Origin of the sequence: Nocardia amamiensis, from assembly GCF_015477605.1 — a bacterium.
GTDB lineage: Bacteria > Actinomycetota > Actinomycetes > Mycobacteriales > Mycobacteriaceae > Nocardia > Nocardia amamiensis_A.
The window spans coordinates 119934-139196 of record NZ_JADLQX010000006.1; the positions used below are offsets into that span (position 1 = coordinate 119934).

Below are 19263 nucleotides of genomic sequence, written 5' to 3' on the forward strand. Positions count from 1 at the left end.
GATGGGGGGATCATTCTTTTGCTTTCCAGTGGTTTTCGGGCGGGTACCCCGTCATCATCAGTACCGGTGCGGGTCGCCGCGGCCGCAGTGGGTTCCGCGGTGTCAGGTGTAGACAACAGGTCGGCAGGGGAACAGATGCTGGTGAGGATCAGGCCCGGAGCGGAGCTTTCCGGTGCCGAGCGGGAATTCGTCGCGTGCCTGCGGTCGTATCCGACGGCCGGCCTCGCCGTGATCGACCTGGAGGCGGACAACCGGCGCGTGGACGCGGCGGTGTGGACGCCGCGCGGTCTGACCGTGCTCGAGGTGCACGGGTTCCGGCGCAGGCAGAGCGGCATCCTGAGCACGCCCGCCGAGGGGCCGTGGAAGATCAGTGACGCGCCGGTGGAACTGGACGACCCGGATTCCGGCAGCCCTGCCGACCGCGTGGAGCACGGCATCTACGCGGTGAAGCACATGCTCCAGCGGGCGTTGCAGGATCCGGGACACATCAGCGGCGCCGTCGTATTGGTCCCGTTCCGCGGCGCGGTGGTGCGCCCGGCACGCACCAATCTGCGTGCGGGGTTGGACGTCGTCGTCGGCAACGTCACGGACGCGACCGAGCTGCGCATCTACCTGGAAGGGTTCTCGGCGGGGCCGCGCAACTGGACCGTGGACCGCGTGATCGGTGCGTGCAACGCGCTCGGCCTCGCGGAACTCGCCCCGTCCCGAGCCGAACTGCTCGACGTGGGCTTCGAGGAGAACGCGCCGGAGCCGGCGACGATGATCGCGCGCCAACCCAAGCCGCGGGTCGAGCCGACGCCCGGCGTCGCGACGAAGAGCCAGGCTTACGCGGGCTGGTCCGTCGTCGTGGTCGCGGTGGTCGGCGTCCTGCTCGTGCTCGCCGTGATCGGCAGCGCGCTGGTGCAGGACTCGACACAACCGACTCGGGCGACCGACACCACGACGAGCCCGACGCCGTCGCCGCCGCCGTACCGGCCCGCCGAGTGCTGGCCGTTCCAATCGGGCTGCTGACTCAATCCCGCACCGCCCGCCCCAGTTTGGTGAGGCGCAGCGCGTGCTGCGCGCGGGCCAGCACATGTGTCCGGGAGGTGTCGATATGGGCGGTGAGGGCCGCCGACGCGGCGTCCACCGCACCGGACAGCAGGTGTTCGGCGATGGCGATGTGCTCGGCGGTCATCGTGGCGATCCGTTCCGGGGTCGGCATGTCCAGCGTCCGCACCGGACGCACCCGGACGTGCACCGCGTCGAGCGCGTCGGCGAGCGCGGCGTTGCCCGCCGCCGCGAGCAAGGCGGTGTGGAATCGTTCGTCGGCCGCCACCAACCCGGGTCCCGGTTCGGGCGGGTTGTCGCGCAGCGCGCGCCAGGTGTCGAGTTCCGCGCGCACCAGGTCCATGTCGTGCGCGTGTTCCGGCGGCCGCGCCCGCTGGATGCCCCTGGCTTCCAGCACGATCCGCAGCTCGTAGAGGTGGTCGAGTTCGTCGAGCCGGGGACGATACGGGTACAGGCCGTCGTGCAGCCGCTCGACCAATCCGTCGGCCTGCAGCCGAGCCAGCGCTTCGCGTACCGGGGTGCGCGACACACCGTAGGCCTCGGCGAGGCGTTCTTCGCCGAGCCGTTCGGTCGGCACGAGGACTCCGGTGGCCAGATCCCGTCGCAGCGAGTCGTAGACCTGCTCGCGCAACGGAATCCGACCCCTGTTGCGGGTCACGGCGGTGCTCAGATCGCCATCGCCGAGCGGACCGCGCTCTCGGCGGCCGCGCCGCCGGCGCCCGTGGCGGCCACCCGGCCCGATTGCAGGACGTAGTAGTGCTGCGCCGCCTGCAACGCGAACCCGATGTGCTGCTCGACCAGCAGCACGCTCAATCCGCCGCGCCGGGTGAGCTCGATGATGGTGCGCTCGATCTCGGCGACCACCGACGGCTGGATGCCTTCGGTCGGCTCGTCGAGGATGAGCAGCTTGGGCTCGGTGATCAGCGCCCGCGCGATGGCGAGCTGCTGACGCTGTCCGCCGGACAACAGGCCCGCCTTGCGGGCGAGCAGGTCGCGCAGCGCGGGGAACAGATCCAGCGACTCGTCGATCAGCGCCTTGCCCCGCTTGCGCCCGTCCGCGACCACCTGCAAGTTCTCCGCTGTGGTCAGCTGCGGGAAGCTCTGCTGTCCCTGCGGCACGTAAGCGATGCCGCGCCGCACCCGTCGCGACGGGGACAGTTTGGTGATCGTCTCCCCGTCGAATGCGATCCGCCCCGATTTCGTGCCGATCAGGCCGACGGCGGTGCGCAGCAGCGTGGTCTTGCCCGCGCCGTTGTGTCCCATGACCGCGACAACGCTGTCATCCGGGACGGTCACCGAGACGCCGTGGATCACCTCGGTGCGGCCGTAGCCGGAGTGGATTTCGGTGAGCTCCAGCATCGCTATGCCCTTTCGTCTTCCAGCTCGGTCCCAACGGCCGCGGTGGTGCCGAGATAGACCTCTTGGACTTTCGGGTCCGCCTGCACCTGCTCGACGGTGCCCTCGCTGAGCACCCTGCCGCCCGCGAGAACGGTCACCGAGCTGGCGAAGGCGCGCATGAAGTCCATATCGTGCTCGACCACCACGACCACGCGTTCACCGCCGATGCGGCGCAGCAGGTTTCCGGTCTCCTCGCGTTCCTCCGCGCTCATCCCGGCGACCGGCTCGTCCAGCAGCAGCACCGAGGCGTTCTGCACCAGCAGCATGCCGATCTCCAGCCACTGCTTCTGCCCGTGCGCCAGGACGCCGGCGGGTTTGTCGCGCAGGCCGGCCAGGCCGGTGGTCTCCAGCGCCTCCTCGATGCTCGGCAGCACCGATTTGCGGCGCCGCAGCATGGTGAGCGCCGAGCGGCCCGCGCCCGCCGCGATGTCGAGATTCTGCAGCACGCTGAGCTGTTCGAAGACGCTCGCGGTCTGGAACGTCCGCCCGACGCCGAGGCGGGCGATCTGATGCACCTTCTTGCCGAGCAGTTCGACGCCGGTCTTCTGGACCGATCCGGTCGCCGGAACGAGCCCGGTGATCGCGTCGATGAGCGTGGTCTTGCCCGCGCCGTTGGGGCCGATCAGGAAGCGCAGGTCACCCTGCAACACCGTCAGGTCGACGTCGGTGACGGCCTTGAAGCCGTCGAAACTCACCGAGAGACCGCGGATCTCGAGGTACTCGCTGGACATTCCGGCGTTGCCGCCGAGTTTGGGTTCGTGCGCCGTCTCGGTCATCGGGATTCCACTTTCTCGGTCGCGGGTTCCGGCAGCGTCTCGACCGCCACGGCCGCAGCCGGGGCCACTGGACGCCGGAATCGGCCCTCCGCCAGCCCTTTCATCATCGGCCACAGTCCGGCGAGTCCCGCCGGGACGAAACCGACCACCACGATGAACAGCACGCCTTGCAGGTAGGTCCACCCGGACGGGAATTCCTCGGAGAACGCCGTCTGCGCCCAGGCCACGCCGATCGCGCCGAGCACCGGCCCGAGCAGGGTGGTGCGGCCGCCGATCGCGACGCCGATGAGGAACGCGATGGACGGGACGACGCCGATGTCGGCGGGGGAGATGATGCCGACGATCGGGGTGAACAGCGCGCCCGCGATGCCGGCGAAGAAGGCGGCGACCACGTAGGCGACGATCTTCACGTTCGCCGGGTCGTACCCCAGGAAGCGCACCCGCTCCTCCTGATCCCGCACCGCGACGAGCAGTTCGCCGTATCTGCTGTGCATCAGCTGCCGCACCAGCGCGACCACCACCAGCAGCGTGCCTGCGGCCAGGAAGAACAGCATGCGCCGGTTCACCGGGTCCGACAGCTTGAAACCGAAGAACGCGCGGAAGTCCGACAGGCCGGTGAACCCGCCGATGGCCTGCTGACCGGTCAGCAGGATGGCCAGCGCCGCGGCAAGCGCCTGGCTGAGGATGGCGAAGTAGGCGCCCTTCACCCGGCGCTTGAACACGCCGTACCCGAGCGCCGCCGCGACCAGCGCGGGCAGTATCAGGATGCCGAGCAGCGCCACCGGAGCCGACGCGAAAGGCCGCCAGAACGACGGCAATTCGCGAATGCCCGCGATCTCCATGAACTCCGGCACGTCGTTGCCGAGCCGCGCGGCGTCGGCCATTTGCAGGTGCATGGCCATGATGTAGGCGCCGATGCCGAAGAACACGCCCTGCCCGAGGGTCAGCATGCCGCCACGTCCCCAGGCCAATCCGATGCCGACCGCGACGATCGCGAAGCACAGGAATTTCGCCAGCAGGTTGAGCCGGAAGTCGCTGAGCACGGCGGGAGCGACCGCGAACAACAGGACGGCGGCAACCGCGAATCCGGCCAGGGCGGTGAGCGAGGAGTGTGCGCGCCACCGTTGCACGAGTGTGGTCATGCCAGACTCCTTGTCCGGACGGTGAACAGGCCCTGCGGGCGGACCTGCAGGAAGATCACGATGATGACGAACACGATGACCTTCGCGATGGACGCGGTGGTCGAGTATTCGATGTAGGAATTGAGCAGGCCGAGCGCGAACGCCGCGATCACCGTGCCCTTGATCTGGCCCAGCCCGCCGATGACCACCACCAGGAACGCGTCGATCAGATAGCTCTGGCCGATGGTCGGGCTGGTGGAACCGATCAGCGTCAGTGCGACCCCGGCCACGCCGGCCAGCCCGGAGCCGATGAAGAAGGTGCTGATGTCGGTGAAACGGCTGGACACGCCGGATGTTTCGGCCAAGCCGCGGTTCTGCACGACCGCGCGGATCCGCCGGCCCAGCGGCGTCGTCTTCAGCACCGCGGCCAGCGCGGTCACCGCGACGACCGCGAGGACCAGGATGAAGATGCGCGTCTTCGGCACCACCGCGCCCAGGATCGTGACGCCGCCGCCGAGCCATTCCGGCGCGATGACGTTCTTGGCGGGCGCGCCGAAGATATCGCGGGCCAGCTGTTGCAGCACCAGCCCCACACCGAAGGTGACCAGCAGGGTGTCCAGGGGCCGGTCGTACATCCAGCGGATCAGGCCCATTTCCAGCGCGGCGCCCAGCAGTCCGCCGACCAGGAACCCGATCAGCAGGGAGACGACGAGCGACACTCCCGCTGACGAAATGACCTTCTGCACAACGTAAGTCGTGTAGCAACCGGCCATGATGAACTCGCCGTGCGCCATGTTGATCACGCCCATCTGACCGAAGGTCAGCGAGAGCCCGAGCGCGGCGAGCAAGAGAATCGATCCCAGGCTCAGCCCCGTGAAGAGCTGTCCGATCAGAACATCCATGGGAAGAGACTCCTGTGTTGGTCTGACTGTGTTTGCTTTGGCAGCGCCTGCGGCGCTGCGTGTTGCGGCCCACCTGTTGCTCGTGCCTGAGTGACCGCCGCTGGCGACTTCGTCGCGGACGCGGCGGCCACTCGGACACGAGCCGGGCCGCGAACGGGCAACGCTCGGTCTCGCTTCGCTCGAAAGCCAGGGTTCGGCCGAGTGGTTGCAGGGGTTCGGAGCCCGCCCGCCCGTGTCCGTGGCCCCCCTCATTGCGCTTCGAACGACCGCCGCCGGCGACTTCGTCGCGGGTGTGCCGGAAACTCGTAGCTGGGCCACGGACACGGTCGTGGACTACTTCAGGCCCTTCGCCCAGTCGTAGGACTTGAGGTACGGGTCCGGGGTCACCGCCTTGCCGGAGTCCCAGACGGTGTAGATGAGACCGTCGGGACGGATTTCGCCGATGCGGGCGGTCTTGGTGATGTGGTGATTGGAGCCGTCGATGGTCACCAGGCCCTCGGGGGCTTCGAAGCTCACCCCGTCGGCAGCGGCCTGAATGTCCTCCACCTTGAACGACTTCGCCTTCTCGACGGTGTTCTTCCACAGGTAGACCGACGCATAGGCGGCTTCCATCGGGTCCGAGGTCGGCTTGTCGGCGCCGAACGCGGCCTTGTAGTCGGCGACGAACTTCTTGTTCACCGGGGTGTCGACGGTCTGGTAGTAGTTCCACGCGGTGAGCTGGCCCGCGATGTTCTGCGCGCCGATGCCCGCGACCTCCTCCTCGGCGATGGACACCGAGATCACCGGCATCTCAGCGGCTTTCAGGCCCGCGCTGGTGTACTCGCGGAAGAACGCGACGTTGGAGTCGCCGTTGAGGGTGTTGAACACCGCGCCCGCCTTGGCGGTGCGGACCTTGTTCACGATGGTGGAGAAGTCGGTGGAGCCGAGCGGGGTGTAGTCCTCGCCCTTGATCTCGATGCCGTTGGCCGCGGCGTAGGCCTTGATCTCGCGATTGGCGGTCTGCGGGAAGACGTAGTCGCTACCGACCAGGTAGAGCGAGGTGATGCCCTTCTGCTTCAGGTAGTCCAGCGCCGGGATGATCTGCTGGTTGGTGGTCGCGCCGGTGTAGAAGATGTTCTTGCTGTCCTCCAGGCCCTCGTACTGCACCGGGTAGTAGAGCAGCGAGTTGAGGCTCTCGAATTTCGGCTTCATGGCCTTGCGGCTCGAGGAGGTCCAGCCGCCGAACACCGCGGCGACGCAGTCGGAGCTGATCAGCTTCTCCGCCTTCTCCGCGAAGGTCTTCGGGTCCGAAGCGCCGTCCTCCAGCACCAGCTCGATCTTCTTGCCGAGCACGCCGCCCGCGGCGTTGATCTGGTCGACGGCCAGCTTGGTGGAGTTGGCGACGGTGACCTCGGAGATGGCCATCGTGCCGGACAGCGAGTGCAGTGAGCCGACCTTGATCGTGTCCTTCGACGTGTCCACGCAGGACGCGGCGTTCGAACCGGTCGAGGCGTCGTCCTTGGCGCCGCAGGCGGTCAGCAACAGGCCGGCGAGCGCGACCGCGGTGGGTACCGCCATCGCCTTGACCAAGCGCCGATGGCGCGGGATGGCACGGGAATCTGACATGGGGCGGACCCTTCTCCTCATCAGGTGTGCGGCGGCGCTGGATGCGCGCCGCATCGAATACCCGCGGCTTTCGACCCGGTCACGGCGGTACACCGGGCTGTATACAACCGCTGTATTCGTGATGCGAACGGTAGACAGAAGTTGTTGCGCCGGAATATCTGTCGATAACGAGTCCGTTTCATCTGTTTCGCACGTGTGAACCTTTGCGGTCAACCGCGGGCGGACAGTTGTGAGGTCTCGGCAAACCCGCTGGCCGGGTCGACGTGGCTACGGTTGCGTAGCGTCGCCGCGATGCGGCACGCTTCGATTCGTACGAGGTCGCAACCGTCTGTCCCGGCGGCGCCTGCCCCGGACTCGAGTCGAGGAGGACGAGATGGGCCACTACAAGGCGAACCTGCGGGATATCGAGTTCAACCTCTTCGAAGTGCTCCAACTGGGCAAGCTCCTCGACACCGGCGCCTACGGCGACCTCGACTCCGACACGGCCCGGGAGATCCTGGCCGAGGTCAGGCGGCTGGCGGAAGGCCCCGTCGCGGACTCCTTCGCCGCAGCCGACCGGGAGCCGGTGGTGTACGACGCGACCACGTTCTCGATCTCGGTTCCGGAGCCGCTGCGCAAGACCATCGCCGCCGTGCGCGAGTCGGACTGGAGCCGGCTGGGCATACCGGAAGGCATAGGCGGCATCCCTGCGCCCGCGGCGCTGGTGTGGGCGGTCGCCGAGATGATCACCTGCGCCAATCCGTCGGCGTCGTTCTTCAACATGGGCCCCGTCATGGCGTCCGTGCTGTACAACGTCGGCACCGAGCAACAGAAGCGCTGGGCCGCGCTCGGCTTCGAGAAGGGCTGGCAGGGCACCATGGTGCTGACCGAGCCCGACGCGGGTTCGGACGTGGGCGCGGGACGGACCAAGGCGATCAGGCAGGAGGACGGCTCCTGGCACATCGAGGGCGTCAAGCGCTTCATCTCCGGCGCCGAGGTCGGCGACACGGCGGAGAACGTCTTCCACCTGGTGCTGGCCCGGCCGGAGGGCGCGGGACCGGGCACCAAGGGCCTATCGCTGTTCTACGTCCCGAAGTTCCTGTTCGACCACGAGACCCTGGCGCTCGGCGAGCGCAACGGCGTGTACGTCACCGGAGTCGAGCACAAGATGGGCTTGAAGTCCTCGCCCACCTGTGAGGTGACTTTCGGCGGCAGCGGGGTGCCCGCCAAAGGCTGGCTGGTCGGCGAGGTGCACAACGGCATCGCGCAGATGTTCCAGGTGATCGAGAACGCGCGCATGATGGTCGGCGTCAAATCCGCGGGCACCCTGTCGACCGGCTACTTGAACGCGTTGGACTACGCCAAGGAGCGGGTGCAGGGCGCCGACCTGACCCAGATGACCGACAAGGCCGCGCCTCGCGTGGCCATCACCCGCCACCCGGACGTGCGGCGCTCGCTGGCCATGCAGAAGGCGTACGCCGAGGGTCTGCGGGCGGTGTACCTGTACACGGCCGCCCACCAGAACGCCGATGTGGCGCAGCTGGTTTCGGGCGCCGACCCCGAGATGGCGCACCGGGTGGACGATCTGCTGCTGCCGATCGTCAAGGGCGTCGGTTCCGAGCGGGCCTACCAGTACCTGACCGAGTCGCTGCAAACGGTGGGTGGCTCGGGCTATCTCCAGGACTATCCGATCGAGCAGTACATTCGGGACGCGAAGATCGACTCGCTGTACGAGGGCACCACCGCGATCCAGGCGCAGGACTTCTTCTTCCGCAAGATCGCCCGCGACCGCGGCGTCGCGCTCGGCCACGTCAACGCGCAGATCGCGGCATTCCTGGACACGAAGACCGGCCGGTTCGACACCGAGCGCGAACTGCTGCGCACCGCCGCGACGGACGTGCAGGCGATGGCGGCCACGCTCACCGGCCATCTGATGTCCGCGCAGCAGACGCCCGCCGAGCTGTACAAGATCGGCCTCGGCTCGGTGCGCTTCCTGCTCGCGGTCGGCGACCTGCTCATCGGCTGGCGACTGCTGGTGCAGGCGGAGATCGCCGCCGCCGCGCTGGCCGGGGACGCGCCGGAGAAGGACCGTGCCTTCTACACCGGAAAGGTCGCCGCGGCGAGCTTCTTCGCCAAGAACGTGCTGCCGACCCTGACCGCGGTGAAAGGGATCATCGCCGCGCTCGACAACGACATCATGGAGCTGGACGAGGCGGCGTTCTAGCGCTCGTCCCCCGAACTTGTCACCAGGGACCTCGACCGTCGCGCCGCGAGCCGACGGTCGAGGTCGGTGGCTGTTCGGGTGCCCGGTGTGCGTCGCGGCGACGGTTCCGGTTGCCTCCCGGCTGAGCAATCGGGCCGAGGTCGTAGTGGGACTCTCGGATCAGCGACGCATGTGGCGCCCGCCGCGACGGTCAGGCTGATGCTATGCGTCAGGCGTCGGGGCTGGCGAGCAATTTGAGTACGACCGGGCGGGAGAGGGTGCCGGAGACCTGCCTGGCCAGCTTGTTGGCGCTCGCGCCCGCGGCGTGGGCGGCGCGCAGCGTCGTGGCGAGTTCTTCGCGGGCGGCTTCCGCGGCGGCTTGGGCGTCCCGGAGTCGGGCGGCGGCCCGGTCCACATCGGAGTGCTCGCCGTGGGTGGTCAAGTCGTTGACCAGTTCGACTTCCGGCACGCGCGCCTCGTGCTCGCCCACGGGCGAGCCGCGCCGCATTGCGGCCCTGGCGAACTCCATCAGGAACTGCCGGGTGCCGTCGGTGTCCTCCGCGGCCTCGCCCAGTAGCAGCCTGGTGGTCTGCGGCACCGCGAGCGACCAGTTGGCCAGGCCGCACAGAGCGATCAGCAGGCGGCCCGCGTTGTCGGAGTCCACGTCGAATTGCTCTTGGGCGCGGTCGGATTTGCGCACGTAGTGCTGGGCCCGCCAGCCGTCGATGTCGTGCGCGTCGGCACCGCGGTGCAGCGACTCCCACAGCATCAGCCGCAGCAGCTGGGGATTGTTCTTGTGGTAGTCGAACAGCTTCCCGACGTAGGCGCCGGGTTCGGTGTCGGCCAGCGGTTCGACCACGGTGATGAACTCGCGCAGCGTATCGATCAGGATGACGTCGAACAGCTTGTCCTTGCTGCCGAACAGCCCGTAGATGCGTTCCTTGTTGACGCCCGCGGCCTCCGCGATGCGGTCGACCCTGGCGCCGGCCAGCCCGTACTGCGCGAATTCGTCGCGGGCGGCGCGCAACAGGGCCTGCCTGGTCACGTCACTGCGTTTCGTCGTGGCCGTCATGACCGAGACTTTACCAGGTCATTAAACCAACTATTTGGTTGACATCTTGGCTTGGACGGGCATACCTTCGACGCATGGCAATGCCCATCGTTCAGCCCGCGGCCGACGCCTCGGCCGTGACGCGCAGCCCAGGCGCGTCATCTCGTGCCCACACCCAGCGCACGCTCCCCTTCTTCGTCCTCGCCGCCCTGCTGGCCACCGGCCAGATGTACGTCCCCATCCCGCTGTTCACCGCCATGAAGGCCGATTGGGGCGTCGGCTCCGCTGTGCTGACCTGGATCATCAGCGCGTTCGCATTCGGATACGCGGGCGGCTTCGTCCTGTTCGGTCCGCTGTCGGACCGCTACGGTCACCGGCGGGTGCTGGTCACCGGAATGCTGGTCGCCGCAGTGGTCACACTATTGACCGGTTTGGCGGTCAGTGCGCCGCTGGCTGTCGGCCTGCGGGTGGTGCAGGGCCTGGTGGTCGGCTCGATGCCGCCCGCGATCATGGCCTACATCGCCACCCGCCTCGATCCCGCGCACCGGGCCGTGGCCACGATGTCGGTGTCGACGGCATTTCTCGCGGCGACGGTGATCGCGCAGATCGTGTCGCAGGCGATGGTCGGCGCGTTCCCTTGGCGCACCGTATTCATCGCCTCCGCAGTCGCTTTCGCCGTACTGGCGCTGGTGTTGCGCTCGATGCTGGTCGCCGACGGCCCAGCCGGGCGGGACCGGCCGCTGCGGCACAGCTACGCCGCGATTCCCGCGGTGCTGCGCATCCGCGCACTGCTGCCGCTGCTGCTCGCGGGTGCGATGAGCATGGCCGCGATGGTCGGCGTGTACACCGGTCTCGAATTGACGGGTGTCATCCAGAATTCGGGGGAACTGCTCGCCCTGCGCGCGGGCGCGCTGCCGGTGATGATCGCGCTGCCTTTTGTCGCGGTCCCGCTGGCCAGGCTGTCCAAGCACCGTCAGATCGTGCTGGGTGTATCGGTCGCGACGGCGGCCATGGTGGTCGCGACCTTCGAGGGAACGCATCCGGTCGTGCTGACCGTCCTGCTCGCCGTCTTGGTCGGCGGCGTAGGCGTCGTCGCTCCGGCGGTCTTGCAGAGCGCGGGCGAACTGGGCGGCAAATCCCGTGCCGCCGCCATGTCGGTCGCGATGTTCAGCTTCTACGTGGGCGCCACCATCGGCCCGCTCGTCGCGTCGGCCGCAGCTCCCCACGGATTCGCCGTTCTCGCCTGGATTTTGGCGCTACTGCTCGTCGCTGCCCTCGTTATGACGGTGGTCGGCCTGCGTGTCCAGCGGCCGGTGCAGCTCGCGTGATCGCACCTGATGTCCGGCCGATATCGGTGCTCCCGATGAGCGGTGGCGGTGCGACTACTTCAACACGTACGGCGAGACCGAGCTGCGGTGTTCGCTGATGTCGAGCACCTTGCCCAGGGGCGGGAACGCGCGCTGCGGGCAGTTGGCACGCTCGCATACCCGGCAGCCGGCGCCGATCGGTGTCGGCTGCACTTCGTCGAGATCGATGCCGTCGGCGTAGATCACCCGGCCCGCGTGGCGCAGCTCGCAGCCGAGGCCGATGGCGAAGGTCTTGCTCGGCTGGCCGTAGCGGGTGGCGCGGCGCTCCACCGTGCGGGCCACCCACAGGTATTTGCGGCCATCGGGCATCTGGGCGATCTGCGTCATGATCTTGCCGGGGTAGGCGAAGGTCTCGTAGACGTTCCACAGCGGGCAGGTCCCGCCGCTGGCGGAGAAGTGGAAACCGGTGGCGGACTGGCGCTTCGACATGTTGCCCGCCCGATCCACCCGGACGAACGAGAACGGGACGCCGCGCAGCGACGGTCGTTGCAGCGTGGAGAGCCGGTGGCAGATGGTCTCGTAGCTCTGGGTGAAGAACGCCGACAGCCGCTCGATGTCGTAGCGGAAATCCTCGGCCACCTCGTGGAAGTGCGTGTACGGCAGCACGGTCGCCGCCGCGAAGTAGTTCGCCAGGCCGAGCATGGCCAGCTTGCGGGCGTCCTCGGAGGCGAAATTGCCCTCCTCGACCAGCTTTTCCAGCAGGTCGCCGCATTCGAAGTAGGCCAGCTCGGCGGCCAGCTTGAAGGTGCGCTGCCCACCGGACAGATGCGGCGCGATCTCCAGATTTCGGGTCTCCGGGTCGTAGCGGTGCAGCACGCCCTCGCCGAGATCGATGCGTTCGGTGATCCGCACGTCGTGCGTGCGCAGCATCCTGGCGACCTCGCTGTTCACATCGCCGCCGTGGAATCGGATGCGCGCGGTGAGCTCTTCGGCGGCCGTGTCCAGCTCGTGGATGTAGTTCTGCCGCTGATAGAAGTAGTCGCGCACTTCCTCGTGCGGCTTGCTGATCGCCGCGCTGCCCGCGCCGTCGGCGAACCGGTCCTCGGTCGCCGCGGCCAGCTGCGCGGACGTGTTGCGGTAGCGGTTGTGCATGTTGACCAGCGCGCGGGCCATGCTCGGATGCGCCGAGACGATGTCCGCGATCTCCTGGGCGTCGGCCTCGATACCCAGCTCCTGGTCCATGACGACTTCCTGCAGCTCGGCGATGAGCCGGGTGTCGTCCTGGGCGGCGAAGAAGGTCGCGTCCACGCCGAACACGTCGCTGATCTTGAGCAGGACCGCTACGGTCAGCGGGCGCACGTCGTGCTCGATCTGGTTGAGGTAGCTCGCCGAGATCTCCAGTTGCTGTGCCAGCGAGACCTGGCTCAGCCCGCGTTCGGTTCGCAGCTGGCGCAGCCGCGCTCCGACGTAAGTCTTGGCCATGGGCCCAGCCTATGGGCGGTTTCGCATCCGTGCCAAGGAACAATTAGCACTCGGGTTGCCGCACGGGTGTCATACCCCGCCGCTACCGTCGGCAGGGTGTTGTTCTCGGATGTCGTCCTGGCCTCGGAGACTGTTCGGGCGACCAGGTCACGAAAGACGAAGATCGCCACGTTGGCGGGGCTGCTGACGTCGGCCGAACCCCAGGAACTGGCGCCTGTGGTCGCCTGGGTGTCCGGTGAACTGCCGCAGGGCCGGATCGGGACGGGCTGGCGCACACTCGCCGGGCTGGACCACCCACCGGCGGCCGGGGCGACGCTGACGGTCTCCGCGGTGCATGCCGCGCTGAGCGATCTGGCCCAGACCTCCGGCCCCGGTTCGGCGGCCCGCCGCAAGGAACTGCTCACCGCGCTTTGGTCCGCCGCCACCACGGATGAGCAGGGCTTTCTGCTGCGCCTGCTGACCGGGGAGCTGCGCCAGGGCGCGTTGACGGCTGTCGTCGCCGAGGCCGTGGCGATCAGCGCCGACGTGCCCGCCGACCTGGTTCGCCGGGCGTACATGCTGTCGGGCCAGTTGCCGGTCACCGCCGCGGCCGCGCTCACCGGCGGCGCCGCCGCACTCGCCGAGTTCCGGCTCGAGGTCGGTCGTCCCATCCAGCCCATGCTGGCCTCGCCGGGCGCGACGCTGGACGAGGCGCTGCTCGAATTCGAGGGCGAGGTGAGCGTCGAGCACAAGCTGGACGGTGCCCGCATCCAGGTGCACCGGAACGGGGATCAGGTCCGGGTGTTCACCAGGACGCTGCGCGACATCACCGCGGGCGTCCCGGAGCTGGTCCAGCTGGTCGCCGGTCTGGCCTGCACGAGCGTAGTGCTGGACGGCGAGACACTCGCGCTCACCGACGCGGGGCGCCCGCGCCCGTTCCAGGAGACCATGAGCCGCTTCGCCGAAGTGAGCTCCACCCGCGAACTGCTGTTGCACCCGTACTTCTTCGACTGTTTGCACCTGGACGGGCGGGACCTGCTGGACGCTCCGTTGGCGGAGCGGCGCGCCGCGCTGACCGAAGTGGCGGGCGAGCACAGCATCCCCGCTCTGCTGCGGCCGGATGCCGAGGCGGCCGCCGAATACTTCGACGGCGCGCTCGCGGCAGGGCACGAGGGCGTCATGGTCAAGTCGTTGACCGCGCCGTACGCTGCGGGCAGGCGCGGCCGGGCCTGGCAGAAGATCAAGCCGACGCACATCCTCGATTTGATCGTGCTCGGCGCGGAGTGGGGCTACGGCCGCCGCACGGGCTACCTGTCGAATCTGCACCTCGGCGCCCGCGATCCGGACACGGGCGAACCGGTCATGGTGGGCAAGACCTTCAAAGGTCTCACCGACGCGCTCCTGCACTGGCAGACCGCCGAATTCCCGCGGCACGAGCGATCCCGCGATCAGTACACCGTGTACCTGTGGCCCCGGCTGGTCGTCGAGATCGCCCTCGACGGGGTCCAGGTGAGCCCGCGCTATCCCGGCGGCGTCGCATTGCGCTTCGCTCGCGTGGTGCGCTACCGCCCGGACAAGGAACCCGCCGACGCCGACACCATCGACACCGTCCGCGCCCTTTTGCCCTGAGCGTCCTCTTTCTCGACGCCGAAGGCGCGATAGGCGATGATCACCGGCTTCCGGCGTCATGCGCGGCCAGCTGTGCCGTGGTCTCACGGCGTGCTGCTCGTTGACGGGTGCGGTCGTGGGGGAGCACGGAGGCGTCGACGGAGTCGAGCTGCGGAGCGTTGTCGACGCGACTCGCGAAGTGAAGCGCGCCCGATCGGCCGAGGGCGCGTGTCGGGCGTGCGAAGGCTCTCGAGCCACTGTAAGTATGGGCAGCGCAAGGTTCCGGATGGCCGCCACAATGCAATGGTCCGGCCGGTTCGTGCTTCCGGACAAGGAATCGGCGGGCGGGTGGGATGATGCGAAAGTTGCTGTGCGGGCGGTCTGCCCGACTGCTGGTGGCGCTGCTCGGCGCCGTGGCGGTGAGTGCGGTCGGAACGCCCGCGCACGCGAATCCGATCGAGCAGTTCCTCACCCCCTCCCGCGAGTACGGCGGGATTCTGCCCACGCCGCTGGGCGATCCGTTCTACACGCCGCCGCCGGAGTTCGAGAGCCAGCCGCCGGGAACGGTTCTCGCGACCCGTCCGGGCGGCACCGGCCTGACGGCTTTTCCGTTGACCTCGACCGAAGTGCTGCTCCGATCCACCGACGCCAAGGGCCGCCCGGTCCCGGTGGTCGCGACGCTGCTGGTGCCGAAGACGCCGTGGACCCGGCCGGGCCCGCGCCCGCTGGTGACGTTCAATGCCGCCATCGATTCACTCGGGCATCGGTGCGCGCCGTCCTACGAACTCAAGAGCGAGCTGTCGGCCAAGCTGTGGGCCGCCCAGATTCCCCTGTCCAAGGGCTACGCCGTGCTCGTGCCGGACCATCAGGGCCCGCGTCAGGCGTACGGCGCGGGTGTGATGGCCGGGCACGCGGTGCTCGACGCGATCAGGGCCGCGGTGGGAACGCCGGAGTTCGGATTGCGACCGGACACGCCGACGGTGGTCACGGGCTACTCCGGTGGCGCTATCGCGAGCGGGTGGGCCGCCCAGTTGGCGCCGGTGTACGCGCCGGAGCTGAATCTCGTCGGTGCGGCGTTCGGCGGAATTCCCGCCGACTTCGGCATGCTGCTGGGCACCATGAACGGCCGCAACCTCGCGTCCGGGGTCTTCCTGGCCGCGACGCTCGGGCTGGCGCGGGAGTACCCGGAGATGCTCGAGTTGATGAACGACAACGGCTGGCGCCTGGCTCAGATCGGCAAGGACTTCTGCATGTCCGCGCAGGAGTTCGCCGGGGTCGTCGCGCCGATCCCGGTGCAGGTGCTCACCGACGCGGCCGCGCCCACCGATCTGCCGGTGATCAAGGAGGTCCTGGCCGCCAACCGGTTGGGCGCTGCCGCGCCGACGGTACCGGTGTTCCTCTATCACGCCACGCACGATCCGTGGGTGCCGCTGGCCGGTGCGGAGAATCTCTACGCGGACTGGTGTCGCGCCGGGACGCCGGTTGATTTCCAGGTCTACCTAGGCGAACACTTCCTGGTCGGGATGAGCGGCATCCCCGGGGCGACCGAGTGGATCGACGATCGCTTCGCAGGCCGGCCCGTAGCTTCCGGCTGCACCCGATTCGGCTGAGCAGGGCGAACAGGATAGTCCATCCTGGGCGAACGGCGCGCGGCAACCGGGCGGCACTCGTATTCGCCGGTGCTTCACACTGGAGGCGTGACCGTCGAACTACTGGTTCTCCTGATCGTCATCAGCACGGCGCTCGCCTTCGATTTCACCAATGGATTCCACGACACCGCCAACGCCATGGCGACCTCGATCGCCACCGGTGCCCTCCGCCCGCGCGTCGCGGTCACGCTCTCGGCGGTGCTGAACCTGATCGGTGCGTTCCTGTCCGTCGCCGTCGCCGCGACCGTGGCCAAGGGGATCGTCCGCCTCGACGCGGTGTCGGGCCAGGACCTGCTCGTCATCGTGTTCGCCGGTCTGGTCGGCGGGATTCTGTGGAACCTGCTCACCTGGTTGTTCGGGTTGCCGTCGAGTTCTTCGCACGCGCTGTTCGGCGGTCTGATCGGCGCGACGCTCGCCGCGCTCGGCTGGAGCGGGGTGATCTGGGCGTCCGGTTCGGAGGGCGTGGTCACCAAGATCGTTCTTCCCGCGGTGCTCGCCCCGGTCGTCGCCGCGCTGGTCTCGGCGATCGGCACCTGGCTGGTCTACCGGATCACCAAGGGCTCCGACGAAGGCAAGGTCACTCAGGGCTTCCGCTGGGGACAGATCGGCTCGGCCTCGCTGGTCTCGCTGGCGCACGGCACCAACGACGCGCAGAAGACGATGGGCGTGATCTTCCTAGCGCTCGTGGCGCACGGGACGCTCACCAAGAACGACGAGATGCCGCTGTGGGTGATGGCCGCATGTGCTGTGGCGATCGCGGCGGGCACGTATCTCGGCGGGTGGCGGATCATCCGGACGCTCGGCAAGGGCCTGGTCGAGATCGACTCACCGCAGGGCTTGGCGGCCGAGTCCGCCTCGGCGGCGATCATTCTCACCTCTGCGCACTTCGGGTTGCCGCTGTCGACCACGCAGACCGCGACCGGCTCGATCCTCGGCACCGGTCTCGGCAAGGGCGCCGAGGTGCGATGGGGCGTGATGGGGCGGATGGTCGTCGCCTGGTTGCTCACCTTGCCGCTGGCCGGTGTGGCCGGGGCGGTCTGCTGGGTCATCGCGCACGTCATCGGTGGGCTGGCGGGCGTGCTGGTGGTCTTCACCATCCTGATCGCATTGTCGACCTTGATGTATCTGCGGTCGCGGCGCGACCCGGTGCACACCGGAAACGTCAACGAGTGGCCGAGTGGTAGTACCGATCCCCAGGCGGCCGCGGAGAAGCCCGCCGACGGCGGCCCGGCGACGCCGTCGAACTCGACCCATTCGGCCCAGGTGTAGGAGGACCAGGCGTGCACACTCTCGTCACGAATCTGAGCTCGCTGGGGAAGGTCACCGCGGCCGGGCTGCTGCTCGGCGCGGGCCTGCCGATGATCTTCGCGATCGGAGTGCGGTTCTGGTCCCTATCGGCCGCCGTGACCGCCGACGGACGCACGGTGCGGCGCAACTATCCGGCGCTCGCGGTGGCGCTGGTGTGCCTCACCCTGGTCGTCGCGGCGATCATCACTGGCATCCTCTACACGGCCAAGGCGTTTCTGGCGGCCAGATTCGGCATCCATCTGTTCGGACAGGCATGAAGGGCGGCAGTGTGACCGATCAAGCGAAACCCGCGCCGATCCGGCCCAAGCTGCTCGGCAAGATCGTAGGCTGGCTGCGTGCGGGTTACCCGCAGGGCGTTCCGCGGTCGGACTATGTCGCGCTGTTGGCGGTGCTGCACCGCCACCTCACCGACTACGAGGTGGCCGCGATCGCCGAGGAACTGGCCGCCTCGAATCCGGAAACCGGGATCACCCGCGCGGAGATCGAGCAGGCCATCGCCCGGTTCGCCAAGGAACAACCGGACGACGACGACATCGCCCGCGTCGCCTCGCACTTGGCGGCGGGTGGCTGGCCCTTGGCCGACCCGCCCGCCGATTCCGACTGACCGAAAAGCGATCGCCGATGCCTCCCTTCCTGACCGCGATCATCGACTGGCTGCGGGCGGGATATCCGGATGGTGTCCCGGAATCCGACTACATCCCGCTGCTCGCGCTGCTGCGCCGCCGCCTGTCCGACGAGGAGGTGGCCCGGATCGCCGCCGAGCTGGCCGATCCCGGCGATACGACGGATATCCAGGTCACCATCACCAAGATCACCAACGACATGCCGTCCGAAGCCGACGTCGCTCGGGTGCGCGCCCGCGTCGAGGCGCGCGCCTGGCCGGACCAGGAGAACGGTTCCGGAGATTCATGACCCCGACCGGGGGCCGCTGAGGTACGGCAGGCGGCGCAGTCCCGCCGCGACTTCGTAGGCGAGATCTTCGTAACCGAGTGCCAGTTCGGCGAGGCGCTCCCAGGCGTCGTGCACGGCCCATTCCGGTGCGGCGGGCAGGATGTCGTGGGCGGAGGCGGAGAACTGGGCGAGCCGGTCGATCACCATGCCCACCGTTTCGGTGTGCATGAAGGCGCCGCCGTGCGGAAGCGGCATCTCGGTCGCCACCCAGCGATCGATGGCGACGACGAGCCCGGCCCGGTGCTGATCGATCAGGTTCGCCCCGCCCGGCTCGGTAAGCAGACGACGCTGGTGCAATCCCGCGAGCAGGTGCGCGGACGCAAGAATCGGATGGTCGCCGCGCGGCGTCGCGCGGCAGGCATGCAGGACAAGTTCTTTGGTCGGCAGCGGTCGCACCGCGATTACCCCCCTGAATCGACTGGTATTGCCGGGCAGTACGCGAAACGCGCGAGTCATCGCCGATGCCGCCCGCCCGGGCGCGGCAATCGGTACCCATGACGGGCATCCCAAGGCTTCTCGATGACGACCAGGCCGAGCGCTTCCATCGCGGTGAGCCCGATCCGGCTCGCCAACTCCTCCATCAGCGAAACCGCTTCCGCCGCTTGAATAGCCGCCGCCGCCTGCTCCGTCGACACCATCCGACCGCGCAGATAGGACACCACCCACGCGTCCTCGCTGACCCGCCGCGCCTCATGCGGCGTCCGATCACTCACCATCCAAGCCCGGTCGATGACGTGCACAGACATTCAGAACCCCCTCCATCCCCGCCGAGCGGGACCGGAAGCCCCCGCCTGTGATGCGCGACACAAAGAAGCTATGACAGGTCCACTGATTAGTCAAGTTGACCAGTCACTTTGACAAGCTCGATCCGCCATGGATGCGAGTACGGTCTTC

Annotated in this window: 19 protein-coding genes; 9 read left to right on the forward strand and 10 right to left on the reverse strand. The window is 68.4% G+C overall.

The features are described 5' to 3' along the window. Positions 1-135 precede the first annotated feature (135 nt). Positions 136-1011, forward strand: coding sequence for an NERD domain-containing protein (locus IU459_RS10035; RefSeq protein ID WP_195129209.1), 876 nt, complete (start codon positions 136-138; stop codon positions 1009-1011). A 1-nt stretch (position 1012) separates the two neighbouring features. Here IU459_RS10035 and IU459_RS10040 read toward each other — a convergent pair whose 3' ends face one another. The 6 genes from IU459_RS10040 to urtA all read right to left on the reverse strand — a co-directional run bounded on the left by IU459_RS10040 (position 1013) and on the right by urtA (position 6852). Then, on the reverse strand, positions 1013-1708 hold the full coding sequence (locus IU459_RS10040) for a GntR family transcriptional regulator (RefSeq protein WP_195129210.1): 696 nt from the start codon (positions 1706-1708) through the stop codon (positions 1013-1015). 8 nt (positions 1709-1716) lie between these two features. Further along, positions 1717-2409, reverse strand: coding sequence for an urea ABC transporter ATP-binding subunit UrtE (gene urtE / locus IU459_RS10045; protein ID WP_195129211.1), 693 nt, complete (start codon positions 2407-2409; stop codon positions 1717-1719). A gap of 2 nt (positions 2410-2411) precedes the next feature. Next, on the reverse strand, positions 2412-3224 hold the full coding sequence (gene urtD, locus IU459_RS10050; protein ID WP_195129212.1) for an urea ABC transporter ATP-binding protein UrtD: 813 nt from the start codon (positions 3222-3224) through the stop codon (positions 2412-2414). Next, positions 3221-4366 (reverse strand): urea ABC transporter permease subunit UrtC, encoded by a 1146-nt coding sequence (urtC, locus tag IU459_RS10055; protein WP_195129213.1) that lies wholly within the window; start codon positions 4364-4366, stop codon positions 3221-3223. Before urtC ends, urtD begins: the two co-directional genes overlap by 4 nt. Continuing rightward, a complete protein-coding gene (urtB, locus tag IU459_RS10060) occupies positions 4363-5247 on the reverse strand; it encodes an urea ABC transporter permease subunit UrtB (protein ID WP_195129214.1) in 885 nt (294 codons plus the stop codon). Before urtB ends, urtC begins: the two co-directional genes overlap by 4 nt. A 333-nt stretch (positions 5248-5580) precedes the next feature. After that, complete coding sequence (gene urtA, locus IU459_RS10065; RefSeq protein WP_195129215.1) at positions 5581-6852, reverse strand: urea ABC transporter substrate-binding protein; 1272 nt, start codon at positions 6850-6852, stop codon at positions 5581-5583. Between the two features lie 373 nt (positions 6853-7225). Between urtA and IU459_RS10070 the strand changes: the two genes are divergently transcribed. After that, positions 7226-9055 carry an acyl-CoA dehydrogenase gene (locus tag IU459_RS10070; protein WP_195129216.1) on the forward strand — a complete coding sequence of 610 codons (1830 nt, stop codon included), beginning with the start codon at positions 7226-7228 and terminating at the stop codon, positions 9053-9055. 208 nt (positions 9056-9263) lie between these two features. On the opposite strand, the gene IU459_RS10075 is transcribed toward IU459_RS10070, so the two are convergent. Then, positions 9264-10106, reverse strand: a complete 843-nt coding sequence (locus IU459_RS10075; protein WP_195129217.1) for a TetR/AcrR family transcriptional regulator — start codon at positions 10104-10106, stop codon at positions 9264-9266. A gap of 74 nt (positions 10107-10180) precedes the next feature. On the opposite strand from IU459_RS10075, the gene IU459_RS10080 reads away from it, so the two are divergent. Then, complete coding sequence (locus IU459_RS10080) at positions 10181-11413, forward strand: MFS transporter (RefSeq protein ID WP_228837677.1); 1233 nt, start codon at positions 10181-10183, stop codon at positions 11411-11413. Between the two features lie 54 nt (positions 11414-11467). On the opposite strand, the gene ramB is transcribed toward IU459_RS10080, so the two are convergent. Next, the gene (gene ramB, locus IU459_RS10085; RefSeq protein WP_195129218.1) at positions 11468-12874 is read right to left on the reverse strand and encodes an acetate metabolism transcriptional regulator RamB; all 1407 of its coding nucleotides are present in this window, start codon (positions 12872-12874) and stop codon (positions 11468-11470) included. A gap of 96 nt (positions 12875-12970) precedes the next feature. Here ramB and IU459_RS10090 point away from each other — a divergent pair, with 96 nt between their 5' ends. From IU459_RS10090 to IU459_RS10115, 6 genes are all read left to right on the forward strand, one after another. Then, positions 12971-14482 carry an ATP-dependent DNA ligase gene (locus IU459_RS10090; RefSeq protein WP_195129219.1) on the forward strand — a complete coding sequence of 504 codons (1512 nt, stop codon included), beginning with the start codon at positions 12971-12973 and terminating at the stop codon, positions 14480-14482. A 335-nt stretch (positions 14483-14817) separates the two neighbouring features. Then, positions 14818-16071 (forward strand): lipase family protein, encoded by a 1254-nt coding sequence (locus tag IU459_RS10095; protein WP_195129220.1) that lies wholly within the window; start codon positions 14818-14820, stop codon positions 16069-16071. Between the two features lie 87 nt (positions 16072-16158). Further along, positions 16159-17379 carry an inorganic phosphate transporter gene (locus IU459_RS10100; RefSeq protein ID WP_324198814.1) on the forward strand — a complete coding sequence of 407 codons (1221 nt, stop codon included), beginning with the start codon at positions 16159-16161 and terminating at the stop codon, positions 17377-17379. Between the two features lie 11 nt (positions 17380-17390). After that, positions 17391-17675 carry a hypothetical protein gene (locus tag IU459_RS10105; RefSeq protein WP_195129221.1) on the forward strand — a complete coding sequence of 95 codons (285 nt, stop codon included), beginning with the start codon at positions 17391-17393 and terminating at the stop codon, positions 17673-17675. Between the two features lie 11 nt (positions 17676-17686). Continuing rightward, positions 17687-18022, forward strand: coding sequence for a DUF3349 domain-containing protein (locus IU459_RS10110; RefSeq protein WP_324198815.1), 336 nt, complete (start codon positions 17687-17689; stop codon positions 18020-18022). A 17-nt stretch (positions 18023-18039) separates the two neighbouring features. Next, positions 18040-18330 (forward strand): DUF3349 domain-containing protein, encoded by a 291-nt coding sequence (locus tag IU459_RS10115; RefSeq protein ID WP_195129223.1) that lies wholly within the window; start codon positions 18040-18042, stop codon positions 18328-18330. Here IU459_RS10115 and IU459_RS10120 read toward each other — a convergent pair. Beyond that, the gene (locus IU459_RS10120; protein ID WP_195129224.1) at positions 18325-18765 is read right to left on the reverse strand and encodes a DUF4254 domain-containing protein; all 441 of its coding nucleotides are present in this window, start codon (positions 18763-18765) and stop codon (positions 18325-18327) included. The genes IU459_RS10115 and IU459_RS10120 overlap by 6 nt on opposite strands. Before the next feature lie 56 nt (positions 18766-18821). Then, on the reverse strand, positions 18822-19115 hold the full coding sequence (locus IU459_RS10125) for a hypothetical protein (RefSeq protein WP_195129225.1): 294 nt from the start codon (positions 19113-19115) through the stop codon (positions 18822-18824). Positions 19116-19263: the final 148 nt, after the last annotated feature.

Coding starts and splice junctions, on each gene's coding strand:
- IU459_RS10035 (WP_195129209.1), top strand. CDS start 136: ATGCTGGTGAGGATCAGGCCCGGAGCGGAGCTTTCCGGTGCCGAGCGG.
- urtE (WP_195129211.1), bottom strand. CDS start 2,409: ATGCTGGAGCTCACCGAAATCCACTCCGGCTACGGCCGCACCGAGGTG.
- urtD (WP_195129212.1), bottom strand. CDS start 3,224: ATGACCGAGACGGCGCACGAACCCAAACTCGGCGGCAACGCCGGAATG.
- urtC (WP_195129213.1), bottom strand. CDS start 4,366: ATGACCACACTCGTGCAACGGTGGCGCGCACACTCCTCGCTCACCGCC.
- urtB (WP_195129214.1), bottom strand. CDS start 5,247: ATGGATGTTCTGATCGGACAGCTCTTCACGGGGCTGAGCCTGGGATCG.
- urtA (WP_195129215.1), bottom strand. CDS start 6,852: ATGTCAGATTCCCGTGCCATCCCGCGCCATCGGCGCTTGGTCAAGGCG.
- IU459_RS10070 (WP_195129216.1), top strand. CDS start 7,226: ATGGGCCACTACAAGGCGAACCTGCGGGATATCGAGTTCAACCTCTTC.
- IU459_RS10075 (WP_195129217.1), bottom strand. CDS start 10,106: ATGACGGCCACGACGAAACGCAGTGACGTGACCAGGCAGGCCCTGTTG.
- IU459_RS10080 (WP_228837677.1), top strand. CDS start 10,181: ATGGCAATGCCCATCGTTCAGCCCGCGGCCGACGCCTCGGCCGTGACG.
- ramB (WP_195129218.1), bottom strand. CDS start 12,874: ATGGCCAAGACTTACGTCGGAGCGCGGCTGCGCCAGCTGCGAACCGAA.
- IU459_RS10095 (WP_195129220.1), top strand. CDS start 14,818: ATGCGAAAGTTGCTGTGCGGGCGGTCTGCCCGACTGCTGGTGGCGCTG.
- IU459_RS10115 (WP_195129223.1), top strand. CDS start 18,040: ATGCCTCCCTTCCTGACCGCGATCATCGACTGGCTGCGGGCGGGATAT.
- IU459_RS10125 (WP_195129225.1), bottom strand. CDS start 19,115: ATGTCTGTGCACGTCATCGACCGGGCTTGGATGGTGAGTGATCGGACG.